Genomic DNA, 23747 nt, shown 5'->3' with positions numbered 1-23747 from the left:
GATAATTCCCCTTTCTGAAAATCCTATTTCACTAATGAAACGATTTTTTGTGCTCCGTCAGCCATTGATTCTGCAGGAGTGATGGCTAAACCAGATTCAGCAAGAATTTTCTTACCCAATTCCACGTTAGTTCCTTCTAAACGAACAACAAGAGGCACGCTTAACTGAACTTGCTTAGCTGCTTCCACTACACCCTCAGCAATGACATCGCATTTCATGATTCCGCCAAAGATATTAACAAAAATACCTTTAACGTTTGGATCAGAAAGGATAATTTTAAATGCTTCAGTAACCTTCTCAGCTGTTGCACCGCCCCCAACATCAAGGAAGTTAGCTGGGTCACCGCCATAATGCTTAACAATGTCCATAGTTGCCATTGCAAGTCCGGCACCATTAACCATACAGCCGATGTTACCATCCAAAGAAATATAGCTTAAATCATATTTAGATGCTTCAATTTCTTTCGGATCTTCCTCTTCAAGATCACGGTATGCTAGAACGTCTTTTTGACGATAAAGTGCATTAGAATCAAAATTTAATTTTGCATCTAGCGCCATTACTTTTCCGTCACCTGTAACAACTAGCGGGTTAATCTCAGCAATAGAGCAATCCTTTTCAATATATGCCTTATATAAGCCGAGCATAAACTTTACAGCTTGATTTACCAACTCTTTTGGAATGTTAATATTGAATGCAACTCTACGAGCTTGATATGGCATTAACCCTAACACCGGATCAATTTCTTCTTTAAAGATTTTTTCCGGAGTTTTTTCAGCTACTTCTTCAATTTCTGTTCCGCCTTCTTCTGAAGCCATTAAAACGACACGAGAGGTAGCACGATCTAAAACTAACCCAACGTAGTATTCTTTCTTAATATCGCATCCTTCTTCGACAAGAAGACGCTTAACTTCTTTACCTTCAGGACCAGTTTGATGTGTAACTAATGTTTTTCCTAAGATTTCATTTGCATATGTACGCACTTCATCAAGGTTTTTAGCAACCTTTACTCCGCCTGCTTTACCCCTGCCACCGGCATGAATTTGCGCTTTAACTACACATACCTGTGTGCCTAGTTCTTTTGCAGCTTCAACAGCTTCTTCAACCGTAAATGCCACTTTTCCATTAGGAACCGTTACCCCGTAACTCTTGAGGATCTCTTTTCCTTGATACTCATGGATATTCATTTCCCATCCTCCTATCAAACTCAAAAATTGACTCCGTTTTCATTTTATATAATGACTATTCTCTTGTCCACCTTTATGTACAATAAAATTATATTCTTCACAGTATTTCGAATAGTATTTCACTGTTATTAAAGCGCTTTCAATTGTTAACTAGAAAAAAATAGAATAATAATGCTTTGCAAGAATAATAAAAAACAGGATTTTCCCGCTTTTTATTATTCCCTAATGAGGTCCTTTATTGGCGCGAAGGTTTTACGATGGTAGGGTGTGATTCCATGTGATTTAAGTGCTTCGATATGTTCCTTAGTCCCATACCCCATATTATTTTGAAACCCATACTGCGGATAAATTGTCGAAACCTCTGCCATTAGCGTATCTCTTGCAACTTTGGCCACAATGCTGGCAGCAGCAATGGAAACACTTTTTGCATCACCTTTTATAATCGCTTCAAACCCCATTGGTGTATCAAGTTTCATGGCGTCAATTAATAAAAAATCCGGTGTCGGATTTAAAGAGGATATCGCTATACTCATTGCTTTTTTTGTCGCTTCATAAATATTAATCTGATCAATCTCTTCAGCTTCGATCATACCAATGCTGTATGCAATCGCCTTTTCTCTGATGATTTCATCATATTCAAGGCGTTTTTTCTCCGTCAGTTTCTTTGAATCATCAATTCCCGCCAAGTAAAAATCTTTTGGGAGTATGACTGCCGCTGCCACTACTGGTCCAGCGAGCGGGCCTCTGCCAACTTCGTCGACACCAGCGATATATTCATAGCCTTGTGCACGATATTTGTTTTCAAAAAAATTCATCTCAGCAAATTTTTCTTGTAAACGGTTTTGTTCCTCTACTCGCTTGCGCCATTTATGTATTAACTGCTGAACACCTTTACGTTCATCTTGGAGAATTCTTTGGAAAAATGGATCATTTTCAACAGTCACGCTGGTAAGTTGTTTATCTATTTCTGCGATTGTATCTATTTTCATATTTTTTCACCCGTAGTTATGATACCCTTTACTCGTTTTGCTGGCAATGGAAAAAGCACACAATTTGTGTGTTTCACAAGACTAAATTATTTAGGATAAAACTAAGTCTTTTAGTAGCATTCATTTTTTAATATAATATGAATGCGGTTACATGGTTTTAATTCAGAATAACATTAGTTCAATAGGCTCTGCGCCGAAATTATTGTAACACAGATACAAATACTTTCTAGTATAATTTTTAATGTTAAAAAAAGTTTTAGTAGAATATTATTTTCCTCAAAAAAAGCCCCCGGAACGAGAGCATTCTGTAATATTTAGTTAGGTCTATTCATTTTCCATTAAGAAATCGCTTGGGCGTTCAAACGTTACGGGACCAAATTTTTCTGACCTTATTTCCCTTATAACAAGTTCCGATACTTTATCATAGTCTACTTCTCCACCGGCCCTTAAACAGCCTCTTAAGATACCGATATGGTCAAACATCTCTACAATTTCATCTGGTACAGAATCAAGTTTATAACGGTCCTTCAGTCTATCTGGGTATCTCATTTCTAAGAATCTTATTGTATAAACCACTAAGTCCTGAAGATTTAGCAGCGTATCCTTGATAGCACCTGTAACCGCCAGTTTCTTCCCGACCTCTTGGTCTTCGAACTTTGGCCACAAAATACCGGGTGTATCTAATAATTCTAACTCTTTTCCTACTTTAATCCACTGTTGGGCTTTTGTGACACCCGGGGTATTACCGGTTTTTGCAATATTTTTTTTTGCAAGCCTGTTGATTAATGTTGATTTGCCAGCATTCGGGATCCCAACAATCATTGCTCGGATTGCTCTTGGATTTTTTACCCCTTTTGCTCTTAATCGATCAAATTTTTCTTTTAAGATTTCATGGGATGCTTGAACAATTTCCTTCATCCCTTCTCCAGCCTGAGAGTTAATCGCTATGGCTTTAATTCCTTTTGATGCAAAGTACTTTACCCATTCCCTTGTAATTTGTTTGTCTGCCATATCAGACTTATTTAACAATACAAGTCTTGGTTTGTGCTGGATAATTTCATCAATCATTGGATTACGAGAAGAATATGGGATTCTCGCATCCACCAATTCAAATATAATATCAACTAGCTTAAGCTTTTCTGTGACCTCTCTGCGAGCCTTAGCCATATGGCCAGGAAACCATTGGATCGTCATAGCAGTCACCTCCTGTTATTTCTTCACAATGTGTGCATCATTTAAAGGCCAGTAGACTATGCTAGTCTTCCCGATTATTTTATCCATAGAAATTGTCCCAATATGCCGGCTGTCTTTGCTGAAACGGCGATTATCTCCCATAACAAATAATTCGCCTTCAGGAACCGTTAGACTGCCAACAGGAGTTTCCTCTAATGAAAATGAATCGGTTAAAGGACCTTCTGCTTGTTTTTTATAGTCCGCTAAATAAGGTTCTTCATACGCCTCTCCGTTTACATATAATGTATCATCTCTGTATTCAATATGATCGCCCGGTAAGCCAATTACCCGTTTTATATAATCTTTTTCCTCTGGAGCATGGAAGACAATAATATCGAATCGCTCTGGCTCGCCAATTTCATAGCTAAGCTTGTTCACAATCATCCGGTCTTGATGTTTTAAGGTTGGCATCATCGATAATCCGTCAACGATAATCGGGGCAAAGAGGAAATATCGTATAACGGCAGCTAAAGCAATTGCAATTAGGAGAGCCTTAACCCATTCCCAGAGTTCATTTTTCTTTTTTGTCATATTTAGTTCCCCACCAATCACATTCAAAAAATTATTCTTAGTATCCATTTTACATAATAACAGTAATTTTATCACGATGGGACGAAACATATAATAAACTTGTTTTTTATTATTACATAGGATTAATAAAGTATGTACGAAAAAAGAGCTTGCAGAGCAAGCTCTCTTCTTTTATTATCGAATTTCTTTAATACGTGCTTTTTTACCACGTAGCTTACGTAAGTAGTAAAGCTTAGCACGGCGAACTTTACCGCGACGAATCACTTCAAGCTTCGCAATTTTTGGTGTGTGTACAGGGAATGTACGCTCAACGCCTACACCGTAAGAAACTTTACGAACTGTGAAAGTTTCGCTAATTCCACCACCACGACGCTTAATCACTACACCTTCGAATAACTGAATACGCTCACGAGTACCCTCGATAACCTTTACGTGTACACGTACAGTATCACCAGGACGGAAAGCAGGAAGATCAGAACGAAGTTGTTCTTTTGTGATATCTTCAATCAATTTTTGCATCGTTTTCAACTCCTTCCAACAGACGCTCATGCATATCTACTATCTTTTCCCATTGCAGCGGAACATCTTTATAAGACCGACTGAAATAGTTTCAGCTCAAGTCACAAGAAGTATCATATCATAAATGTTGCACCCATGCAATATCTAGTTGTGCTCTTTTTTTACTTCCTCCAGCCATTTTTCCTGTTCACTTGTCAAATCGATCTTCTCAAGGAGATCAGGTCGCCTAACCAACGTTCTTCTGAGTGCCTCTTTATTTCGCCACTCCTCAATGAATTTATGGTTTCCAGAAAGAAGGACTTCAGGAACTTTTAAATCGCGAAAATCAGCCGGTCTTGTGTAATGGGGATGCTCTAATAATCCGGTGCTGAAGGAGTCTTTCATGTGTGATTCTTCATTTCCTAACACTTCTGGCAGCAGCCTTACAACGCTGTCAATAACGACCATTGCACCTAGTTCTCCTCCGGTGAGGACATAATCTCCTATTGAGATTTCATCGGTTACAACATGTTCGCGTATCCTCTCATCATATCCTTCATAGTGTCCGCAGATAAAGATTAGATGCTCCTCTTTCGCTAATGCTTCCGCTGTTTTCTGGTCATACCTTTTTCCTTGTGGACAAAGGAGAATCACTCTTGAGTTTTTTGATTCAGCTTTCGCTTTTAAGGCTGCTACAGCATCAAAAATCGGTTGGGGCTTTAACACCATACCTGCACCGCCGCCATATGGATAATCATCAACTGTCTGATGCTTATTATCGGCATAGTCACGGAAATTGACAACATTATAGGAAACCGCTGATTTCTCTGCAGCTTTTTGTAAGATTGATTGGCCCAGTACGCCGGTAAACATCTCAGGAAATAATGTGAGAACATCTATTTTCATCATGAAAGTAACCCTTCCATTGGTTCGATTAGGACAACTTTTTCCTTCACATCTACTTTTTTCACCACATCTTTAATATAAGGAATATATACTTCCTTTCCGTCCTCACCTTTTACCACCCAAACATCATTAGCACCTGGTGAGAGGATTTCCGTTACCTTACCAATCTCTTCACCAGATGTGGTTACAACCAGACATCCAATAATCTCATGATAATAAAATTCATCTTCTTCGAGTTCACTCTGCTGTGATTCAGTAATTTTTAAAATACCGTCTCTAAATTTTTCAACTTCATTTATGTTTTCGTATCCTTCAAATGTTAATAAATTAAAGTTTTTATGTGGACGGTGGCTTTTAACCGTTAACTCAATCGGCGTGGTGGATTTTGGTAAAAACAGGTGCAAGACATTCCCTTCCTTGTAACGCTCTTCCGGGAAGTCCGTTTTCGAAATCACCCTTACCTCACCTCTTATACCGTGGGTATTGACGATCTTCCCAACATTAAACCATTTAACCATTTAACTGTCACCTCTATCTAATTTCCTCTATAATTCCATCTTTGATTACAATTGTAGGTTGTGCTATTTTCTCATCCCACTCATCGCCAACCTTCACTTCAACAAGGGCCTTCATTTCTTTTTCCTTCAATTCACTACCTATTGATAGCATATGTAGTTGTTCGATTTGAAAGTCATAAAGCTTTTCTTTATCATGACGTATTTGTAATTCTTTTTCAAAATGTTTCTTTAGAGCGCTGGTTTGATATTTTTTGGCCTTCTCCAGTTTCTTTAATTCAAATAGAAGCTGTTCGTATTCCTTTTGCATCTGGAGCTTTCCAGCAAAGTATTTTTCAAGCAGAGCCTGCTTGCTTTTCTCTGTTAAGATTTGCTTCACGATAACAGTTTGAATTAGCTGCATTTCATTGCCCTCCTCCAAGCTTCTGTTATTATTGTCCAGCTTCAGCGCTAGGGGCTCGGATATGCTCCTGATCAAGGCGCTTTCCGCTTTTCTTTTTGATAGCAAAAAAGGGAGGAAATTCATTCCTCCCTTTCATCTAGATGCAAAAAGCTATTCACCAATTTCTAGAAAAATTTTCTTTTGTTGTGATGTTCCTGCTGCATATACAACAGTCCTTATGGCTTTTGCAACTCGCCCCTGTTTACCGATTACCTTTCCCATATCTGTCTTATTAACAGTGAGTAGATAGGTAATTCGTTGTTCTTCTTCCTTGACATCCACTTGGACATCTTCTGGAAAATCAACAAGAGGCTTAACAATCGTTTCGATCAATTGTTTCATAGCAATTACTTGCTGAACTTAGCATTATGGAATTTTTCCATGATACCTTCGTTTGAGAAAAGGTTACGCACTGTGTCAGATGGCTTAGCACCGTCTTGTAACCACTTAAGAGCTAACTCTTCATTGATTTGGATTGCAGCTGGTTGAGCAACCGGATTGTAAGTTCCAATAACTTCAATGTAACGTCCGTCACGAGGAGAACGAGAATCTGCTGCTACGATACGATAAAAAGGAGTTTTCTTTGCTCCCATACGCTTTAAACGAATTTTTACTGCCATTTTAAATAAGCACCTCCGAATAGTTTCACACAAGATAGTATAATATCAATTATTAAATCATTTGTAAAGTGTTTTTTCTTTACAGTTATTATTACCAATTTAATACATTTTAAAACAGAATTGTCTAGCTCCAGCGCCTAGGGGCTCGTGGTCATAAGCCCCTTGGCACTATGGAATACTTCTTAAAATAATCCTCGCAGGAACAAGCTGTGCTTGTTCCGAAGGAGCTTCCGCTTTTCGTTTTAAAATGGTTTAAATGGGAATTTAAATCCGCCTTTTTTCTTGCCTTTTTGCTGCATCCCTGTCATTTGCTTCATCATTTTCTTCATGTCCTCGAATTGCTTCAATAAACGATTTACCTCAGGAACCGTTCGACCGCTTCCCTTTGCAATACGTTTTTTACGATTAGAGTTTAAAATTTCAGGATGAGTCTTTTCTGCCATCGTCATAGAACGAATAATGGCTTCGACATGGGCAATTTGTTTCTCATCAATCTGCATATTATTGAGGCCTTTAATTTTATTAGCGCCAGGCATCATTTTCAGTAATTCATCAAGTGGTCCGAGATTCCGTACTTGACCAAGCTGCTCTAAAAAGTCGTCCAGTGTAAAGGACGCAGTCCGCATTTTTTGCTCTAATTCTTTTGCTTTTTGTTCATCTACATTGGCCTGAGCCTTCTCTATAAGCGTAAGGACATCACCCATACCAAGAATTCTTGATGCCATCCGTTCTGGATGAAACGGCTCGAGTGCATCAAGCTTTTCCCCTAGACCGACAAATTTAATTGGTGTTTGCGTCACAGCACGAATGGATAATGCTGCACCGCCTCGGGTATCACCATCAAGCTTTGTTAATACTACACCTGTTAGCCCTAGCTGTTCATTAAAGCTCTGTGCCACATTAACAGCATCTTGCCCTGTCATTGCATCGACTACAAGAAAGATTTCATCTGGCTTTGTCAGTTCTTTTATGTCCTTTAACTCATCCATGAGCGCTTCATCTACATGTAAACGGCCAGCAGTATCGATTAGGACATAGTCATTATGTTCTTCTTTAGCATTTGCAATAGCTTGTTTGGCAATTTCGACTGGGCTGACCTGATCACCAAGAGAGAAAACAGGCATGTCCAACTGTTTCCCTAACGTTTGTAACTGCTTTATAGCAGCCGGACGATAGATATCAGCGGCAACAAGCATTGGCTTTCTGTTATACTTTTTACGTAGAAGGTTAGCTAGTTTACCAGTTGTAGTGGTTTTACCTGCACCTTGTAATCCAACCATCATAATCACGGTTGGGGGTCGGTTTGAAGCAGCAATCTTGCTCTGCTCTCCCCCCATTAAAATTGTTAATTCCTCATTAACAATTTTAATGATTTGTTGTCCTGGGGTTAAGCTCTTTAATACCTCTTGTCCTATTGCTCGCTCACTGACTTTCTTCACAAAGTCCTTTACAACCTTGAAGTTTACGTCTGCCTCGAGTAGTGCCAGACGTACTTCACGCATCATTTCTTTTACATCCGCTTCAGACACTTTCCCTTTTCCGCGGATCTTTTGGATTGTATTTTGCAGTCGGTCGGCTAATCCTTCAAATGCCATTCATGCCGCCTCCTAATCTAAATTCTCAAGCTCGGCAACGGCTTCAATCATTGCCTGCTTTGAAGGGTGTTCTTCTTTCAGTAATTCTTTCACATAGCCTAAAAGCTTAATGCGATCTTGAAATTTCTGAAATAAGAGTAGCTTTTCCTCATACTCCTCAAGCATTGCTTCAGTCCGCTTTATGTTGTCATAAACAGCCTGCCGGCTGACATTATACTCTTCTGCAATTTCCCCGAGTGAGTAATCATCTAAGTAATAGAGAGACATATAGCTTTGCTGCTTTGGTGTTAACAACGAATGATAAAAATCATATAGATAATTCATTCGTGTTGTTTTTTCAAGCATGGCTATCCCTCCTTGTTAAGTGAAAAGCCTTTACAAAAGTAGTTTACACAGTTAGACAAAGTCTGTCAAGAAAATATCTTTACATCATCAGACAGATGTATCGACCTGATCAGCAAATAATCCGTATACATATTGTTCAGCATTAAATTCCTGAAGATCGTCCATCTTTTCTCCAAGTCCGACAAATTTAACTGGTATTTTCAGTTCATTCCGGATCGCCAGGACAATACCGCCTTTTGCAGTCCCGTCCAGCTTTGATAGGACAATACCACTGACATTGGTAGCTTCTTTAAAGGTTTTTGCCTGGATAAGAGCATTTTGACCTGTAGTAGCATCGAGTACGAGCAACACTTCATGCGGGGCACCAGGAACTTCACGCTCGATGACACGCTTTACCTTTTCAAGCTCTTTCATTAAGTTAACCTTATTCTGCAAGCGTCCAGCGGTGTCGCATATCAAAATATCAACATTTCTGGATTTAGCAGCTTTAATTGCATCGTACATTACTGCCGCTGGGTCTGAACCTTCTGCTTGCTTGATTACGTCTACTCCGGCCCTTTCACCCCATACCTCAAGCTGTTCAATCGCACCCGCACGAAATGTGTCCCCTGCAGCCAACAAAACAGATTTGCCTTCAGTCTTGAACTTGTGGCCAAGCTTTCCGATGGTAGTGGTTTTACCAACACCGTTTACACCAACAAATAGTATGACCGTTAATCCATTTACTTGGATATTCAATTTAGATGACTGCTCTCCGCCGCTGTTATAGATGTCAACCAACTTTTCAGAGATTACACTATGCACTTCTTTAGGATCTTGGATATTCCGTCTTTTCACTTCCATTTTGAGCTCTTCTATTAGTTTCATAACAGTATCGAATCCGACATCAGCTTGAATTAAGATTTCCTCGAGCTCTTCAAAGAAGTCTTCATCAACTTTACGATATCTTGCTACTAGGTCATTCACTTTACCAGAGAAATTATCTCTAGTTTTCGTAAGTCCTTCTTTGAACTTTTCCGATACCGTCTCCGTTTGCTTAGTGATTTTCTCTTTTAATTTTTTAAAAAAGCTCATTGGTTCACTTCCTTATCCATTTCCTTTTTAGGATTTGACTAATTCCTTTGTTTCTTCGAGTCGAACTGATACTAGTTTTGATACTCCGGATTCCTGCATTGTGACGCCATATAATACATCTGCTTCTTCCATTGTACCTTTTCTATGGGTAATGACAATGAATTGTGTGTCGGCACTAAATCTTTTTAAGTATTGACTAAAGCGGAATACGTTTGCTTCATCAAGCGCCGCTTCTACTTCATCAAGGATACAGAAAGGAACTGGACGGATTTTTAAAATAGAAAACAGCAGTGCAATGGCGGTCAATGCCCGCTCTCCACCGGATAACAATCCTAAATTTTGAAGTTTTTTACCTGGAGGCTGGGCAACTATTTCCACCCCAGTGTTTAGTAAGTCTTCTGGCTGTGTAAGCCTTAAATCCGCTCTTCCACCGCCAAATAAAGCTTGAAATACGGGCTCAAAATGTTCACGGATTCCATAAAAAGTGTGCTCAAAACGTTTTTTCATTTCTGAATCCATTTCTTCAATTACTTGGAAGAGTGTATTCTTCGCTTCTTGCAAATCTGTCTTTTGCTCATTTAAAAATTCATAACGTTCAGAAACCCGTTCATACTCTTCAATTGCCCCAATATTAACATTGCCAAGTTCATCCATTGCTAATTTAATTAACTTCATTCTCTTTCGTGCATCGTCAACTGGGATGGTTAATGGATATTGTTCCTTTGCACCCTCGAAAGATAGTAAATATTCTTCTCGCAAATGGGCGAGTCGGTTTTCCAGGTCAACATCTAAACGATTGATTTTGACTTCTTCGTCCTTAAGAACTTCCGTCATTCCCCTGTGCAGACGCTTTAACTCTTTTGCTTCTAGTTCTAAATCTTCAAGGAATGTGTGTAAGGATAATCGTTCATGTCTTCTAGAAGAAATAAGTCTAACGGTTTCTTCTTTATCCTTCTGTTTCATTTTAGCAGCAAGATCTAATTGCTCTTCACCTGAAGAACTATTGGTCATTTCTGAAGATAACAATTGAAGATCTTCACTGAATATGGAATGTTTTTGTTCACTCTCCTGAAGGTCCTGTTCCAATAAAGCATAGCGTTCCTTAGCATGAAGGAACTGTTCATTTTTTGCCGCAAATTCTACCTTTAATTCATTCATATCCTTTGAAAGCGTTTCTTTCGATGACATATCCTGCGTCTTTTGTTTTGTCAGTTTATCGATTTGATTTTCAAGTGAGGCTACCTTGTCCTTAAAGAACGAAACAGCTGCATGAAGTTCAGATTTTCGTTTAGTTAAAGATTGTTGTTCATCCGTAAACTGTCCCTTTTCTAAATCATATACGGCTAAGCGCTCATCAATATTTTTCTCTTCATACTCCGCTTGTCGTAGGTCTCCATTTAATGCCTGCTCTTCAGCTCGAAATGCTTCGCCCTTTTTGCGCATCTCCTCTAACTGGAGTTCAATATTTTGGATATCACTTTTTAAAGCCTTTACTAGTCGTTCTAGTTCAGCTGCTTTCTGGTCCATTACCGTGAGCTTCACTTTTAAATCTTCAAGCTCACCTTTCCGGGTCAATAAGGATGTTGATTTTTGTTTTAGTGCTCCTCCTGACATCGAACCACCGGGGTTTACAACGTCACCATCCAGAGTGACAAGACGGCAACGGTATTGTAGAAGCTTAGCTAATTCATTAGCACCCTTTAAATCCTTTGTAATTACGACATTCCCTAAAAGGTTATTCATGACTGAATCATACTTAGGATCAAAGGATACTAAGCTTACAGCTGTCCCTACCAAAGAAGGGTGGGCTTGTATCGAGGCAAGCTGAACACTCGTCAATGTTCTTCCTTTGATGACACTGAGTGGCAAAAATGTGGCTCGTCCAAATGAATTCTGCTTTAAGAACTGAATTGCTGACCGAGCATTTTGTTCGTTATCCACAACAACATGCTGCAATGCGCCTCCAAAGGCTGTTTCTAGAGCTGTTTCGTACTCCTTTGGCACTGTGACGAGCTCAGCTACTGCACCTTCAATCCCATTAAGTTTCTTTCCTCTAGCCTTTAGAACTTCCTTTACGCCTTGAAAAAAACCAGAGTAATCTTCTTCCATTTCCTCAAGCATTTCTTTTCTAGATCTTGCCTGTTGTACTATTTGGTAGGCTTGGTATAGTGTTTTTTCTTGTTTTTGATAGTTATTTCTGACTGCTTCAAGTTGACGCTGTTTCTCACGAAATGAAGATACTTGAGTTTCTATGTTCTGATGTATTTCTGTTAGGGCTGCTTGGATACTAGTTTTTTTAATTTCGGCAGTCTGCCGTTCATAAAGAAATTTTTCATTTTCAGCATCAAGCCGAGTACTCTTCCTCTCTTGCTGTTCAAGCTGCTGCTCAATATACTTTAATTCATTTTTTGCGCCAGCCTGATCATTGAGAAGATCAATGTACTCACTTTTTAAACGATCGATCTTTTCATCGATATTTTCTGTGAACATCGCAAGCTTTTCTTGCTTATCTTTTAGCTTAAATTGTAACGAGCTAACCTGTTTTGTAAGACTTTCTACAAGTTCTGCTTGTATGTCTTTACTTTTTTTCAAATGACTGATTTTCTCAGTAAACTCAGCAATATTTCTCTCAAGCTGATCTTTATTTTGTGATGCATTCTTCTTTCGCTCTTTTAAAACTTCTTTTCTACCTTCAAGCTTTTCGAGCTCTTCACTAGCGTAAAGAAGGACATTTTGCAAATCGGCAATCGATTCATCTAAAGCACCTATCTGATCTCTTGCCTCCTCGATTTTTGCTTCTTTTCCCTGAAGCTGGGCCGATAGCTTTATTTCCTCACGCTTATGTTCTTCGAGCTGACCGGATAAGTTTTCCCACTTTTTATGGAGATCTTCTATATCATAGACCGTTAAGGCGACTTCAATTTTCTCAAGTTCTTCCTTCTTCTCTAAAAAGTCTTTTGCCATTGACGCTTGTATTTTCAAGGGCTCAACTTGACTCTCAAGCTCATGTAAAATATCGTTTACACGATTCAGGTTTTCCTGTGTCTCTGTGAGTTTGACTTCCGCTTTTTTCTTACGGTTCTTATACTTGAGCACGCCGGCAGCTTCTTCAAAAATGGTTCTACGGTCCTCAGCCTTACTATTTAGAATTTCTTCTACTTTTCCTTGGCTAATGATCGAAAATGCTTCTCTTCCAAGTCCGGAATCTATAAATAGATCAATAATATCTTTTAGCCGGCAAGACTGTTTATTTATTAAAAATTCACTTTCACCAGAGCGTGAAACCCTTCTTGTTACACTCACTTCGTTATAGTCAATTGAAAGTTTTTGATCATGATTATCGAGAGTAAGAGTGACTTCAGCATAGTTTAGCGGTTTCCTCGAGTCACTTCCGGCAAAAATGATATCTTCCATCTTCGAGCCTCGGAGCGACTTAGCCGATTGCTCACCCAATACCCAACGAATGGCATCGATAATATTACTCTTTCCACTTCCATTTGGTCCAACTACAGCAGTTACACCAGGGACAAAATCAACTCCTATACGTTCAGCGAATGATTTAAATCCTATGATGTCCAACCGTTTTAAATACATTTACATTTTCCTCCCTAGCTGGCCGGAATCTCTCTGACTTTAGCAATAGATTGTCATTACATGGTAGTTTTTGCTTTTAGAACTTCCAACGCCATTTGGGCAGCATGCTGTTCGGCTTCTTTTTTTGACTTTCCCGTACCTGTTCCTAATTCTTCGCCGTTTAATAATACTCTTGAGACAAATTCCTTATTATGGGCAGGACCTTTTTCGTGAAGTACACGGTACTCAATCACACCTGTCCCATCTCTTTGAATCAGTTCCTGTAATTGGCTTTTAAAATCCATCACATGAGAAAAAGCACCTTCATTAATTTTAGGAAAAACAATCTGAGAAAGATACTGAATAACGGTTTCTATTCCCTTATCCAAAAACAGTGCTCCAATAAAGGCTTCAAATACATCCGCAAGCAGTGCAGGACGTTCTCTCCCTCCTGTCAATTCTTCACCTTTCCCCAGCAAAATCAGCTGTCCAAAGCCTAACTCATTGGCAAAAGATACAAGTGAAGGCTCACACACAATTGCTGCCCTAAGTTTCGTTAATTCCCCTTCACTCATCATTGGATATTTTTTGAATAGAAATTGTGAAACTGTTAGTTCCAGTACAGCGTCTCCTAAAAATTCCAGCCTTTCATTATCTTCATAAGGCTTTCTGCGATGCTCATTCACATAGGATGAATGAGTAAAAGCTTGTTTTAGTAGCTTTTCATTTTCAAAATGTATATCAATTCGATCTTGGAACTCCTTGAATTGATTATCTTTTGCGCGATTAATCATATCTTTATCCTTTTGCTTTTTGCGCATTAATGTCTCCACCTTGCATGTATTTTACATCTACTCTAGTTTAAAAAAATTAATAACAAAACGCAAAAAACTTGTGCGCTTTTTCAACTGCCATGTACTATCATACAGAAAAAAGCCCCGTTTGAAAACGGAGCTTTTTAAGAATTTCTACGATTATGCCTTAGTATTTATGTAATTAACAGCATCACCAACTGTGCTGATTTTTTCAGCATCATCGTCAGAAATTTCCATATCGAACTCATCTTCTAATTCCATTACTAATTCTACTACATCAAGGGAATCAGCACCAAGATCATCTTTAAATGAAGCCTCGAGCGTAACCTGAGACTCGTCTACTCCAAGACGGTCAACGACGATTTTTGTAACACGTTCTAATACCTCTGCCATGCTTGTTCACCTCCCCTCAAACTATTATAGGATAATCATGCCATAAAACAAAGTGTTTTATTTCATGAATTTACATTAGCATTCCGCCGTTAATGTTTACGGTCTGTCCGGTAATATAACCAGCATCATCAGAAGCTAGAAAAGCAGCCGCTTTTGCAATATCCTTTGGTTCACCTAAACGTGCTAAAGGTATTTGTTTAAGCATTTCCGTTTTGAGTTCTTCAGTCAATTTGTCGGTCATATCCGTGGTAATAAAACCAGGTGCAATTACATTGACAGTAATATTCCTAGTAGCAAGCTCTTTTGCCGTGGTTTTTGTTAACCCAATTACTCCTGCTTTTGCTGCAACATAATTGGCTTGTCCTGGATTCCCGCTTACTCCAACAACGGAAGAAATATTAATGATTCGGCCAACGCGCTGCTTCATCATTTGGCGGGTAACAGCCTTTGTACAAAGGAAGACACCCTTAAGATTAATATTTAAGACATCATCCCATTCTTCTTCCTTCATCCTCATCAATAAATTATCCTTGGTAATCCCTGCATTATTAACAAGAATATCTAATCTGCCGAACCTGTCGGTTGTACCTTTCACCATGGCAGCTACTTCCTCTGCACTTGAAACATCACATTTCACTGCAAAGGCTTCACGCCCCATCGTCTTTATTTCATCTACTACTTCATTTGCTTTTGCTTCACTCCCAGAGTAATTCACTGCTACATTTGCTCCCTGTCTTGCAAGCTCAAGTGCAATTTCTCTTCCTATACCTCTTGATGCACCCGTGACTAAAGCAATTTTTCCAGCTAGATTCAAAGTTTTTCCTCCTTTAATGCTTCAATTACAGCTTGACAGCTATGTTCATCTGAAACGGAATAGGTTCTAACAGTTCGATTTACTTTTTTAACTAACCCCGCCAAAACCTTCCCTGGTCCAATTTCAATAAAGGTATCAACGCCTAAATCGATCATTTTTAGTACACTGTCCTCCCATAACACAGGGGAGTACAGTTGTTCAATCAAATTCTCTTTTATTTCCAACGCCTCACTCATAGGCTCGGCGGAAACATTTGCTATGACTGGAATTGATGCATTTTTCATCTCTAAACCATCTAGTACCGTCCTTAGCTCATCTGCCGCAGGCTTCATCAAAGAAGAATGAAAAGGTCCACTTACTTCTAGCGGGATCACTCTCTTAGCTCCCGCTTCCTTTGCCTTAACAGATGCAGACTCTACGCCTTTCTTTGATCCGGAGATGACAATTTGCCCAGGACAATTTAAATTAGCTAATGAAACAGGGAACCCTGTTTCGGTAACTTCTTTCGTAACCTGCGTAAGCCCTTGGCGGTCTAATCCTAAGACAGCAGCCATGGAGCCTTCACCATTTGGTACAGCACGCTCCATATACTCCCCACGTTTTCGGACAGCATACACGCCATCTTCAAAGGTAAGTGATCCTGCAGCTACAAGGGCCGTATATTCACCTAGGCTATGACCAGCTAAATAATCAGCTTTTATACCAGATTTTTCAAAAAGACTTAAGATTGCAATACTTGTTGTTAAAAGGGCAGGTTGTGTATTTACTGTCAATGTTAATTCTTCTTGAGGCCCTTCAAAAATAAGCTTGCTTAAATCTGTTTTAAGGGTTTCGTCCGCTTTTTCAAAATATGCTTTAACCTCAAGATAACGCTCTGCCAGCTCTTTTCCCATTCCAACCGCTTGAGAGCCTTGCCCCGGAAATACGAATGCTATTTTACCCATAACCTGCTCTCCTTTTAAAGCCTTATTTTAGTTACATCAATTTCTTCGATTTCTTCAATTGATGTCTTAATTAGTGACCCCACATTTTTTTCAACCATCTCTCTTGTCTGGCGAATTGAACTATATATCGCTTGAGCATTGGAAGAACCATGCGCTTTAATAACAGGAGCCTTTAGTCCAAAAAGACCAGCTCCGCCATATTCTGAATAATCCATAGTACTTTTTAAAGCTTTAAATTCAGGTTTTAAAACAGCGGCAGCTAATTTACTTTTTAAACTGCTCATTAATGAACTCTTTAACATTTTAAACATGGATAAAGCTGTTCCTTCAATGGTCTTCAATACCATGTTGCCGGTGAAACCATCTGTCACAACAACATCTGCGGCACCTTCTAGCAGGTCTCTTGCCTCGACGTTACCGACAAAATTAAGATTGGCCAATTTTAAGAGATCATAAGCTTGTTTTGTCAATTCATTTCCCTTCTTTTCTTCGGAACCGATATTAAGAAGACCGACGCGCGGATTCGCAACTCCTCTTACTTTTTCACTGTAAATCGAACCCATAATGGCATATTGTAATAAATGTTCTGCTTTTGCGTCAACATTTGCACCAACATCCAACAGCAGAAAACCTTCCCCGCCAATAGTAGGAAGTGTCGGTGCCAGGGCAGGGCGCTCTATTCCTTCAATTCTACCGACAACAAATAGTCCTGCAGCCATTAGTGCACCTGTATTACCAGCAGAAATACATGCATCAGCAGCACCATCAGCCACTTGCTGTGCCGCTAATACCATGCTCGCCGTTTTCTTCCTTCTCACTGCTCTTACTGGTTCATCAGTCCCTAGAATTACTTCCGTAGTATGTAGGACTGTAATTCTTTCTGGGTTTGTTAAGTATTCTTTTATTTTACTTTCGTCCCCAACTAGGGTGATATGTATATCTGGAAATGCTTCAACAGCTTTCATTGCACCATTAACAATTTCTTTTGGAGCGTTGTCGCCACCCATTGCATCGATTGCGAGTTTCATTATGTTATCATCCTTTAATGATTTTTCGAGCGATACATTTCAAATTCACCTTTAAAGACTAGTTCGTTATTAACAAAACTAGTTACTTCCACAATCGTTCTGCCCGTACCATCATCTATTTTTAATACTCTTGCTTTTGCAATCACACGTTCATCTTGTCTTGCAGAACGCTTAAACTGAATATTAGCCTTTGCCGTTAAGGCCAGCTCATCATTAATCACTGCTACTGCCAGAGAGTTTGCCTGGGCGAAAACGTGATGCCCGCGAGCAATCTTATTACGCTTAAAAACATGCTCCTCTTTCACATCAAGTATTGAAATAGCACTATGATCCAATTCAATGTCTATTATTTCACCAATTACTTCTTCAATTGGTAATGAGCGGACCTCATCCTCAAATTTCTTCTCTGCTACATGCTTAATCCGTTCACGTAATTCAGGAATTGATAATTCCAAACGGTCAAGGCGTATCGTTTGCACACTTACTAGAAATTTTTCAGCAAGCTCTTCGTCGGTGATAAAGGGATTATCATGGATTGTTACTGTCAGCATTTGCTGCCGTTCTTTTTTTGTTCTTTTCATTTTCAACACACCGTCCGACATCTTATGACTAGGTACTAATAGTAGTATAAAATTAGAAAAAGCAGATTGCAAGAAATACTTTTTCCCCAAAACTGCTTTTCCTCACTCTAGATTTGCTTAATCAAGCTTTTCTCCTTCTAATACCCCTGTTTCTTCAAGCTGACTTCTTAAGTATTTATATTCTTCAGAGGACCAAAAAACCTTCGATTGAATCATCAGATCCGCATCATTCCTAGCCGTTTCAAGTGCCCTGTAGTCATGGACCATATCAGCAACCTTGAATTCAGGAATCCCGCTTTGTTTCTTACCAAAAAAGTCGCCTGGCCCCCGAAGTTCGAGATCTTTTTCACTCAAGACAAATCCATCATTTGTTTCTGTCATAATTCTCATTCGTTCTTGTCCTACCTCAGACTTTGGGTTCGCGAGCAAGATACAATAAGACTGTTCACTACCGCGGCCAACACGACCGCGAAGCTGATGCAGCTGTGATAGTCCAAATCTTTCAGCATCGTAAATTACCATCATCGTTGCATTGGGCACATTTACCCCAACTTCGACGACAGTGGTTGATACTAGGACCTGGATTTCATTTATGCTAAATTGCTTCATCACAGCTTCTTTTTCATCTGAATGCAGGCGTCCATGCATGAGCCCGACTGAGAAGCGCTTTTGAAAATAATGACTTAAGGTTGTATGAACATCAATTGCATTTTGAACATCCAGTTTGTCAGATTCCTCAATCAGCGGACATATGACATAGGCTTGATGCCCTTTCACTAATTCCTTTTCAACAAATGAAAGCACACGATCTAACATTTCTGGTTTAGCCCAATAAGTTTCAATCGCTTTTCTCCCTGCAGGCATTTCATCAATAATGGAAACATCCATTTCCCCAAACGCAGTAATCGCTAAGGTCCGTGGTATGGGCGTTGCTGTCATAAATAAAACATCTGGGTTTTCACCTTTTTCTCTAAGCACTCTCCTCTGTTCAACTCCAAAACGGTGCTGTTCATCTGTTATGACAAATCCAAGCCTTTTAAAATTAACTTCATCTTGGATTAGTGCGTGTGTCCCAATTAATATATCTACTTTTCCCTCTGCTAATTCATGAAGGACCTCTCTGCGGCGTTTTCCTTTTATGGAGCTAGTTAGAAGTTCGCAGCGCACATCAAAGGGCTGGAGCAGTTTTGTAAGGGACTCGGAATGCTGTTCAGCTAGTATTTCTGTCGGAACCATTAATGCTCCTTGAAAACCAGCTGTAACACTGGCGAATAACCCAATGGCAGCCACCACCGTTTTCCCTGAACCAACATCACCTTGTAAAAGTCGATTCATCCTTAACGGAGACTTTAGATCTATAAGAATTTCATTTACCACACGATCTTGTGCATTTGTTAGTGGAAAAGGTAAACGATGAATAAACTCTTCTAATTTTTCTGCTAAGAACTTCTGTTGTAATCCAGGTGCATTTTCCCGTTCAAACTTTCTTAAAGCTTGTATTCTCAATTGAAAAAGAAGGAATTCTTCATAAACAAATCGGCGCCTCGCCTGCTTAACCTCCTCGGCGTTCTGAGGAAAGTGCATGGCCCTAAATGCTTCATTACGATCTAACAGGCGATACTTTTTAACAAGGGAGATGGGGAGTATTTCTTCAATACCATTACCAAATTGCTTAAAGGCAATACTGATAAATTTCCGCATTCCTTTTGTAGTAATTTTACCTTTTAGAGAATAAACGGGCTCAAAATCTGTCATTTTTGTATTATGTCCCAGCTGCAGTTCACCGCCAGTAATCGTTTGTTTATGCTGGTCCCATTTTCCGGTAATCGTTATGGTGTCATTCATTACAATTTTATTTTTTAAGTAAGGCTGGTTAAAGAATACCACCTTCACCAGATAACGGTCGATGAAGAAACGAAACGTAAGTTTTGATTTTTTACGGCCAAAATAGCTAAGAGAAGGCTCACTATGAACCTTCCCTTCGACCGTGATTTTTTCTTCGTGTTGAACTTCTGAAAGATCACGTAAACGATAATCTTCATACCGGTATGGGAAGTATTCTAATAAATCCTTGACTGTATAAATGTTCATTTCTGCTAAGCCTTCAGCCGTTTCTTCCCCGATGCCTCTTAATACTGTAATAGGTTCTAATATTTTTGGTTTCACGGTTTCTTCAGCGGAGTACCGAAGATCTTTGCCTCAAGTTCACGACCTGTCGGTGTTGCCGCCAACCCTCCCTGAGCAGTTTCTTTTAGAGCAGACGACATGTTCTGACCAATTTTGTACATAGCATCAATCACTTCGTCACAAGGAATACGGCTTGTGATCCCTGCTAATGCCATATCAGCAGCAACCATGGCATTCGCTGCACCCATGGCGTTTCTTTTCACACATGGAACTTCTACCAGTCCTGCCACCGGGTCACAAACAAGCCCTAGCATATTCTTTAGCGTAATTGCCATTGCTTCCGCACTTTGCTCAGGTGTCCCACCTGCCATTTCTACTATGGCAGCTGCAGCCATACCAGACGCCGAACCAACCTCAGCCTGGCAGCCTCCAGAAGCACCTGAAATCGATGCATTGTTTGCAACTACATAGCCAAACGCTCCCGATGTAAACAAAAACCTAATCATCTCTTCTCTGGTAGGATTCAGCTTATTCTTTACTGCAAACAAGGTACCTGGGACTACACCTGCAGAACCCGCAGTAGGCGTGGCGCATATCGTCCCCATTGCAGCGTTGACCTCATTTGTGGCAACTGCCTTACTAACTGCATCTAGCAAGATTTCACCGGATAGAAATTTCCCTTTTTCTATATATTTTTGTAAAAGAACTGCATCACCGCCTGTTAGCCCGGAATGTGATGTTACCCCTTTTAATCCCCGTTCAATTGCTTCTTCCATGACAGTTAAATTTCGATCCATAAATGAAAAAACCTCTTCACGGGAACGTCCGCTCACAGTGACTTCCTGTTCTATCATGATTTCAGATATTTTTTTATTTTGACTGATTGCTAGTTCTACTAACTCAGCAACGTTACGAAACACATGTATCCCCCTCTTAGGCTTAATCAACTATTTTCGTTACTTTCAGTATATTTGGGAGTTTTTCTAGTTCCAGAAGTATTTTTTCTTTAATATTTTGGTCAACTTCAATGGTCATGAGGGCGATTTTTCCTATTTCCTTCCGTGACACTTCCATATGACCAATATTGATTTCATGTTTGGCAAGGACATTTGAAACACTAGCAATCGCTCCAAAACGGTCGTTATGCACAACTAAAATCGCAGGATGGTTACCAGACAACTTTAACTCGAATCCATTTAATTCTGTTACTTCGATTTTACCGCCGCCAATAGAGATTCCAACTAATTCAAGCTCACCTTTTTCATCACCAATCATGACTCTTGCGGTATTAGGATGGTCCGTTACCGCATCCTCTTCAATAAAGCGAAGCTTGATTCCTTTTTCCTTGGCAATGTCGATTGCATTAATAATCCTTACATCGTCTGTTTCGAAATCTAATAAACCGCCTACTAATGCAACATCTGTACCGTGACCTCTATACGTTTTAGCAAAAGAACCATAGAGTGAGATATTAGCCCACTTAGGTTCTCTTCCAAACAAGCTTCTTGCCACTTTACCAATTCTAGCTGCACCTGCTGTATGTGAACTTGATGGACCGATCATGACTGGTCCAATTATGTCAAATACGCTTCTATATTTCACCGTCTTCTCCCCTCCCGAAAAACACTATTCTGTATAGCCATTAATATTTATATCATAGAAAAAAGAAAATAGAAGGGTTTCCCCTTCTATTTTAACATCTATCCCGCCTTAACGGGCAGTAGGTTCCCCCTTCAAATCTTGGAAATTCAAGAATAGCAGAGTGGGAATCAACTGCTCGTAAAAGCCCGATCGGTTCAACTAACAATCAGTGGGGGTGGAACCTCCTACTGATTGTTAGTTGAACCTTATTCAATTGCAAATATAAATGAATATAATGGTTGTTTTCCGTTATGGATTTCAACCTCTACATCTTGATAATTTTCTCCTACATATTGAACAAGTCCATTAACTTCCTCTTCGGTTACACCTTCACCGTACAGGATGGTCAAGATTTCAGAATCCTCATCCAACATCTTTGAAAGCAACTCTTCAGCCACTTGGCCTTTATCTTTTGATTTTACAACAATCTTACCTTCTGCAATGCCCATAAAATCCTCTTTTTCGATTTCTAAGCCATCAATTTGAGTATCACGTACTGCGAACGTGATTTGCCCTGTCTTAACATGCTTCAGGGCTTCAATCATTGCCGCTTCATTTGTTTCAACATCTCCAGCTGGATTAAATGCCAATAAAGCAGATAGTCCTTGTGGAACTGTTTTGGATGGGATTACATAGATCTCTTCGTCTGAAACATCTGCCGCTTGCTGTGCAGCCATAATAATATTTTTATTATTAGGGAGGATAAATACTTTTTTCGCATTGACTTCTTTAACAGCTTTAACGATATCCTCTGTGCTTGGATTCATCGTTTGTCCGCCTTCTATAACCGCGTGAGCACCTATACTCTTAAACAAATCCGCTATTCCAGATCCCATAGAAACAGTCACAACTCCGTACTCTTGCTGCTCTTTTGGTGCTTGTGGACGATCAGAAACAAGAGGAGTATATGTTTCACCAACTATATTAGAATGCTGTTGACGCATATTTTCAATTTTCATATTGATTAAGCTACCATATCGTTGACCATAGTTAAGGCAATTACCAGGCTGCTCAGAGTGAATATGAACCTTTACCACTTCATCATCTGCAATGACTAAAAGGGAATCCCCCAGTTTACTAAGATCATTACGGAAAACTTGTTCCTTATATGGATGCTTTGCCATCTTTTCCTCTTCAAATCTAACCATGAACTCGGTACAATATCCGAATACAATATCTTCCGTGTTCATATGGCTTTGCACGCTTTTATGATGCTCAGCACTTACCATGTCATTCATTGATGGAAGTGTTGCTGGTGAATCAGGAAGCTTTTCTCCTTTTAACTCTGCAAGAAAGCCTTCGTAAACAAAAACTAACCCTTGACCACCGCTATCCACCACTCCAACTTCCTTTAAAACAGGAAGCAAATCAGGTGTGCGTTTAAGTGAAGCCTTGGCTTCCTTAAGAATTTCTTCCATAATCTCAATAATATCATTAGAATTTTGGACAGCATGGAGTCCTTTTTTGGCAGAATCCTTTGCTACTGTAAGAATAGTACCTTCAACAGGTTTCATCACTGCCTTATAGGCTGTTTCAACGCCGGCCTCAAATGCATCTGCAAATTCTTTAGCTGAAATGGTTGGTTTTGTTTCAACTGCTTTGGCAAAACCACGGAATAATTGAGATAGGATTACACCAGAGTTCCCTCTAGCTCCCATCAATAAACCCTTTGAAAGGGCAATCCCTACCTTACCAATATGCTCTTGAACATGATTTCTAACTTCCTTTGCCCCAGAAGTCATAGATAAATTCATATTCGTTCCAGTATCACCATCGGGCACAGGAAAAACGTTTAACGCATCAACCATTTTTGCATTGGCTGCCAAATGATTCGCACCTTGAATCACCATTTCTGCAAAACGTTTTCCGTCTAAAGCTGTTATTGACACAAACTTTCCT

At 39.5% G+C, this 23747-nt stretch carries 24 protein-coding genes; all 24 read right to left on the bottom strand.

Features of this window, described 5'->3' with window-relative positions:
• Nucleotides 1-23 precede the first annotated feature (23 nt).
• The 24 genes from sucC to BTR25_RS01455 all read right to left on the bottom strand — a co-directional run bounded on the left by sucC (nucleotide 24) and on the right by BTR25_RS01455 (nucleotide 23737).
• Entirely contained in the window at nucleotides 24-1184 is a 1161-nt protein-coding gene (sucC, locus tag BTR25_RS01570) for an ADP-forming succinate--CoA ligase subunit beta (protein ID WP_075685459.1), read from the bottom strand.
• Nucleotides 1185-1399: 215 nt separating this feature from the next.
• The gene (locus BTR25_RS01565) at nucleotides 1400-2173 is read right to left on the bottom strand and encodes a ribonuclease HII (protein WP_075685457.1); all 774 of its coding nucleotides are present in this window, start codon (nucleotides 2171-2173) and stop codon (nucleotides 1400-1402) included.
• Nucleotides 2174-2497: 324 nt separating this feature from the next.
• The gene (ylqF, locus tag BTR25_RS01560) at nucleotides 2498-3367 is read right to left on the bottom strand and encodes a ribosome biogenesis GTPase YlqF (protein WP_075685455.1); all 870 of its coding nucleotides are present in this window, start codon (nucleotides 3365-3367) and stop codon (nucleotides 2498-2500) included.
• 15 nt (nucleotides 3368-3382) lie between these two features.
• Nucleotides 3383-3937, bottom strand: a complete 555-nt coding sequence (lepB, locus tag BTR25_RS01555) for a signal peptidase I (protein WP_075685453.1) — start codon at nucleotides 3935-3937, stop codon at nucleotides 3383-3385.
• 174 nt (nucleotides 3938-4111) lie between these two features.
• Nucleotides 4112-4456 carry a 50S ribosomal protein L19 gene (gene rplS / locus BTR25_RS01550; protein WP_075685451.1) on the bottom strand — a complete coding sequence of 115 codons (345 nt, stop codon included), beginning with the start codon at nucleotides 4454-4456 and terminating at the stop codon, nucleotides 4112-4114.
• Between the two features lie 144 nt (nucleotides 4457-4600).
• Nucleotides 4601-5341, bottom strand: coding sequence for a tRNA (guanosine(37)-N1)-methyltransferase TrmD (gene trmD / locus BTR25_RS01545; RefSeq protein ID WP_175596684.1), 741 nt, complete (start codon nucleotides 5339-5341; stop codon nucleotides 4601-4603).
• Complete coding sequence (gene rimM / locus BTR25_RS01540; RefSeq protein ID WP_075685447.1) at nucleotides 5341-5859, bottom strand: ribosome maturation factor RimM; 519 nt, start codon at nucleotides 5857-5859, stop codon at nucleotides 5341-5343. The genes trmD and rimM overlap by 1 nt, the downstream gene beginning before the upstream one ends.
• Before the next feature lie 13 nt (nucleotides 5860-5872).
• Nucleotides 5873-6259 (bottom strand): YlqD family protein, encoded by a 387-nt coding sequence (locus BTR25_RS01535; RefSeq protein ID WP_075685445.1) that lies wholly within the window; start codon nucleotides 6257-6259, stop codon nucleotides 5873-5875.
• A gap of 150 nt (nucleotides 6260-6409) precedes the next feature.
• On the bottom strand, nucleotides 6410-6640 hold the full coding sequence (locus BTR25_RS01530) for a KH domain-containing protein (RefSeq protein ID WP_075685443.1): 231 nt from the start codon (nucleotides 6638-6640) through the stop codon (nucleotides 6410-6412).
• A gap of 5 nt (nucleotides 6641-6645) precedes the next feature.
• Entirely contained in the window at nucleotides 6646-6918 is a 273-nt protein-coding gene (rpsP, locus tag BTR25_RS01525; RefSeq protein WP_075685441.1) for a 30S ribosomal protein S16, read from the bottom strand.
• Nucleotides 6919-7160: 242 nt separating this feature from the next.
• Nucleotides 7161-8513, bottom strand: a complete 1353-nt coding sequence (ffh, locus tag BTR25_RS01520; RefSeq protein WP_075685439.1) for a signal recognition particle protein — start codon at nucleotides 8511-8513, stop codon at nucleotides 7161-7163.
• 12 nt (nucleotides 8514-8525) lie between these two features.
• A complete protein-coding gene (locus BTR25_RS01515; RefSeq protein WP_075685437.1) occupies nucleotides 8526-8858 on the bottom strand; it encodes a putative DNA-binding protein in 333 nt (110 codons plus the stop codon).
• Between the two features lie 87 nt (nucleotides 8859-8945).
• Nucleotides 8946-9932 carry a signal recognition particle-docking protein FtsY gene (gene ftsY / locus BTR25_RS01510; protein ID WP_075685435.1) on the bottom strand — a complete coding sequence of 329 codons (987 nt, stop codon included), beginning with the start codon at nucleotides 9930-9932 and terminating at the stop codon, nucleotides 8946-8948.
• Between the two features lie 27 nt (nucleotides 9933-9959).
• Entirely contained in the window at nucleotides 9960-13526 is a 3567-nt protein-coding gene (gene smc, locus BTR25_RS01505; RefSeq protein WP_075685433.1) for a chromosome segregation protein SMC, read from the bottom strand.
• Nucleotides 13527-13582: 56 nt separating this feature from the next.
• Nucleotides 13583-14326: a ribonuclease III gene (gene rnc / locus BTR25_RS01500; RefSeq protein WP_075685431.1), complete on the bottom strand. Its 744-nt coding sequence runs from the start codon at nucleotides 14324-14326 to the stop codon at nucleotides 13583-13585.
• A 153-nt stretch (nucleotides 14327-14479) separates the two neighbouring features.
• Nucleotides 14480-14713: an acyl carrier protein gene (locus BTR25_RS01495; RefSeq protein ID WP_075685429.1), complete on the bottom strand. Its 234-nt coding sequence runs from the start codon at nucleotides 14711-14713 to the stop codon at nucleotides 14480-14482.
• Between the two features lie 70 nt (nucleotides 14714-14783).
• Entirely contained in the window at nucleotides 14784-15527 is a 744-nt protein-coding gene (fabG, locus tag BTR25_RS01490) for a 3-oxoacyl-[acyl-carrier-protein] reductase (RefSeq protein ID WP_075685427.1), read from the bottom strand.
• Complete coding sequence (fabD, locus tag BTR25_RS01485) at nucleotides 15524-16471, bottom strand: ACP S-malonyltransferase (RefSeq protein WP_075685425.1); 948 nt, start codon at nucleotides 16469-16471, stop codon at nucleotides 15524-15526. The genes fabG and fabD overlap by 4 nt, the downstream gene beginning before the upstream one ends.
• 14 nt (nucleotides 16472-16485) lie before the next feature.
• On the bottom strand, nucleotides 16486-17499 hold the full coding sequence (plsX, locus tag BTR25_RS01480) for a phosphate acyltransferase PlsX (RefSeq protein ID WP_075685423.1): 1014 nt from the start codon (nucleotides 17497-17499) through the stop codon (nucleotides 16486-16488).
• Between the two features lie 14 nt (nucleotides 17500-17513).
• Complete coding sequence (gene fapR / locus BTR25_RS01475; protein ID WP_075685421.1) at nucleotides 17514-18080, bottom strand: transcription factor FapR; 567 nt, start codon at nucleotides 18078-18080, stop codon at nucleotides 17514-17516.
• Nucleotides 18081-18197: 117 nt separating this feature from the next.
• A complete protein-coding gene (gene recG / locus BTR25_RS01470; protein ID WP_075685419.1) occupies nucleotides 18198-20246 on the bottom strand; it encodes an ATP-dependent DNA helicase RecG in 2049 nt (682 codons plus the stop codon).
• Nucleotides 20243-21127, bottom strand: coding sequence for an L-serine ammonia-lyase, iron-sulfur-dependent, subunit alpha (gene sdaAA / locus BTR25_RS01465; RefSeq protein ID WP_075685417.1), 885 nt, complete (start codon nucleotides 21125-21127; stop codon nucleotides 20243-20245). The genes recG and sdaAA overlap by 4 nt, the downstream gene beginning before the upstream one ends.
• A gap of 19 nt (nucleotides 21128-21146) precedes the next feature.
• Nucleotides 21147-21809, bottom strand: coding sequence for an L-serine ammonia-lyase, iron-sulfur-dependent subunit beta (gene sdaAB, locus BTR25_RS01460; protein ID WP_075685415.1), 663 nt, complete (start codon nucleotides 21807-21809; stop codon nucleotides 21147-21149).
• Nucleotides 21810-22054: 245 nt separating this feature from the next.
• Complete coding sequence (locus BTR25_RS01455; protein WP_075685413.1) at nucleotides 22055-23737, bottom strand: DAK2 domain-containing protein; 1683 nt, start codon at nucleotides 23735-23737, stop codon at nucleotides 22055-22057.
• Nucleotides 23738-23747 lie beyond the last annotated feature (10 nt).

Source organism: Bacillus sp. MRMR6, assembly GCF_001940785.1.
Classification (GTDB): domain Bacteria; phylum Bacillota; class Bacilli; order Bacillales; family Cytobacillaceae; genus Neobacillus.
Note: the sequence above shows the minus strand (reverse complement) of the source record. Positions and strands in the feature narration are given on the sequence as shown.

What these genes read in the sequence shown, in the direction of transcription:
- fapR (WP_075685421.1), bottom strand. Translation starts at nt 18,080, where the DNA reads ATGAAAAGAACAAAAAAAGAACGGCAGCAAATGCTGACAGTAACAATC.
- plsX (WP_075685423.1), bottom strand. Translation starts at nt 17,499, where the DNA reads ATGAAACTCGCAATCGATGCAATGGGTGGCGACAACGCTCCAAAAGAA.
- trmD (WP_175596684.1), bottom strand. Translation starts at nt 5,341, where the DNA reads ATGAAAATAGATGTTCTCACATTATTTCCTGAGATGTTTACCGGCGTA.
- rplS (WP_075685451.1), bottom strand. Translation starts at nt 4,456, where the DNA reads ATGCAAAAATTGATTGAAGATATCACAAAAGAACAACTTCGTTCTGAT.
- rimM (WP_075685447.1), bottom strand. Translation starts at nt 5,859, where the DNA reads ATGGTTAAATGGTTTAATGTTGGGAAGATCGTCAATACCCACGGTATA.
- BTR25_RS01535 (WP_075685445.1), bottom strand. Translation starts at nt 6,259, where the DNA reads ATGCAGCTAATTCAAACTGTTATCGTGAAGCAAATCTTAACAGAGAAA.
- BTR25_RS01515 (WP_075685437.1), bottom strand. Translation starts at nt 8,858, where the DNA reads ATGCTTGAAAAAACAACACGAATGAATTATCTATATGATTTTTATCAT.
- BTR25_RS01565 (WP_075685457.1), bottom strand. Translation starts at nt 2,173, where the DNA reads ATGAAAATAGATACAATCGCAGAAATAGATAAACAACTTACCAGCGTG.
- rpsP (WP_075685441.1), bottom strand. Translation starts at nt 6,918, where the DNA reads ATGGCAGTAAAAATTCGTTTAAAGCGTATGGGAGCAAAGAAAACTCCT.
- lepB (WP_075685453.1), bottom strand. Translation starts at nt 3,937, where the DNA reads ATGACAAAAAAGAAAAATGAACTCTGGGAATGGGTTAAGGCTCTCCTA.
- BTR25_RS01530 (WP_075685443.1), bottom strand. Translation starts at nt 6,640, where the DNA reads ATGAAACAATTGATCGAAACGATTGTTAAGCCTCTTGTTGATTTTCCA.
- BTR25_RS01495 (WP_075685429.1), bottom strand. Translation starts at nt 14,713, where the DNA reads ATGGCAGAGGTATTAGAACGTGTTACAAAAATCGTCGTTGACCGTCTT.
- fabD (WP_075685425.1), bottom strand. Translation starts at nt 16,471, where the DNA reads ATGGGTAAAATAGCATTCGTATTTCCGGGGCAAGGCTCTCAAGCGGTT.
- sucC (WP_075685459.1), bottom strand. Translation starts at nt 1,184, where the DNA reads ATGAATATCCATGAGTATCAAGGAAAAGAGATCCTCAAGAGTTACGGG.
- rnc (WP_075685431.1), bottom strand. Translation starts at nt 14,326, where the DNA reads ATGCGCAAAAAGCAAAAGGATAAAGATATGATTAATCGCGCAAAAGAT.
- smc (WP_075685433.1), bottom strand. Translation starts at nt 13,526, where the DNA reads ATGTATTTAAAACGGTTGGACATCATAGGATTTAAATCATTCGCTGAA.
- ylqF (WP_075685455.1), bottom strand. Translation starts at nt 3,367, where the DNA reads ATGACGATCCAATGGTTTCCTGGCCATATGGCTAAGGCTCGCAGAGAG.
- ffh (WP_075685439.1), bottom strand. Translation starts at nt 8,513, where the DNA reads ATGGCATTTGAAGGATTAGCCGACCGACTGCAAAATACAATCCAAAAG.
- ftsY (WP_075685435.1), bottom strand. Translation starts at nt 9,932, where the DNA reads ATGAGCTTTTTTAAAAAATTAAAAGAGAAAATCACTAAGCAAACGGAG.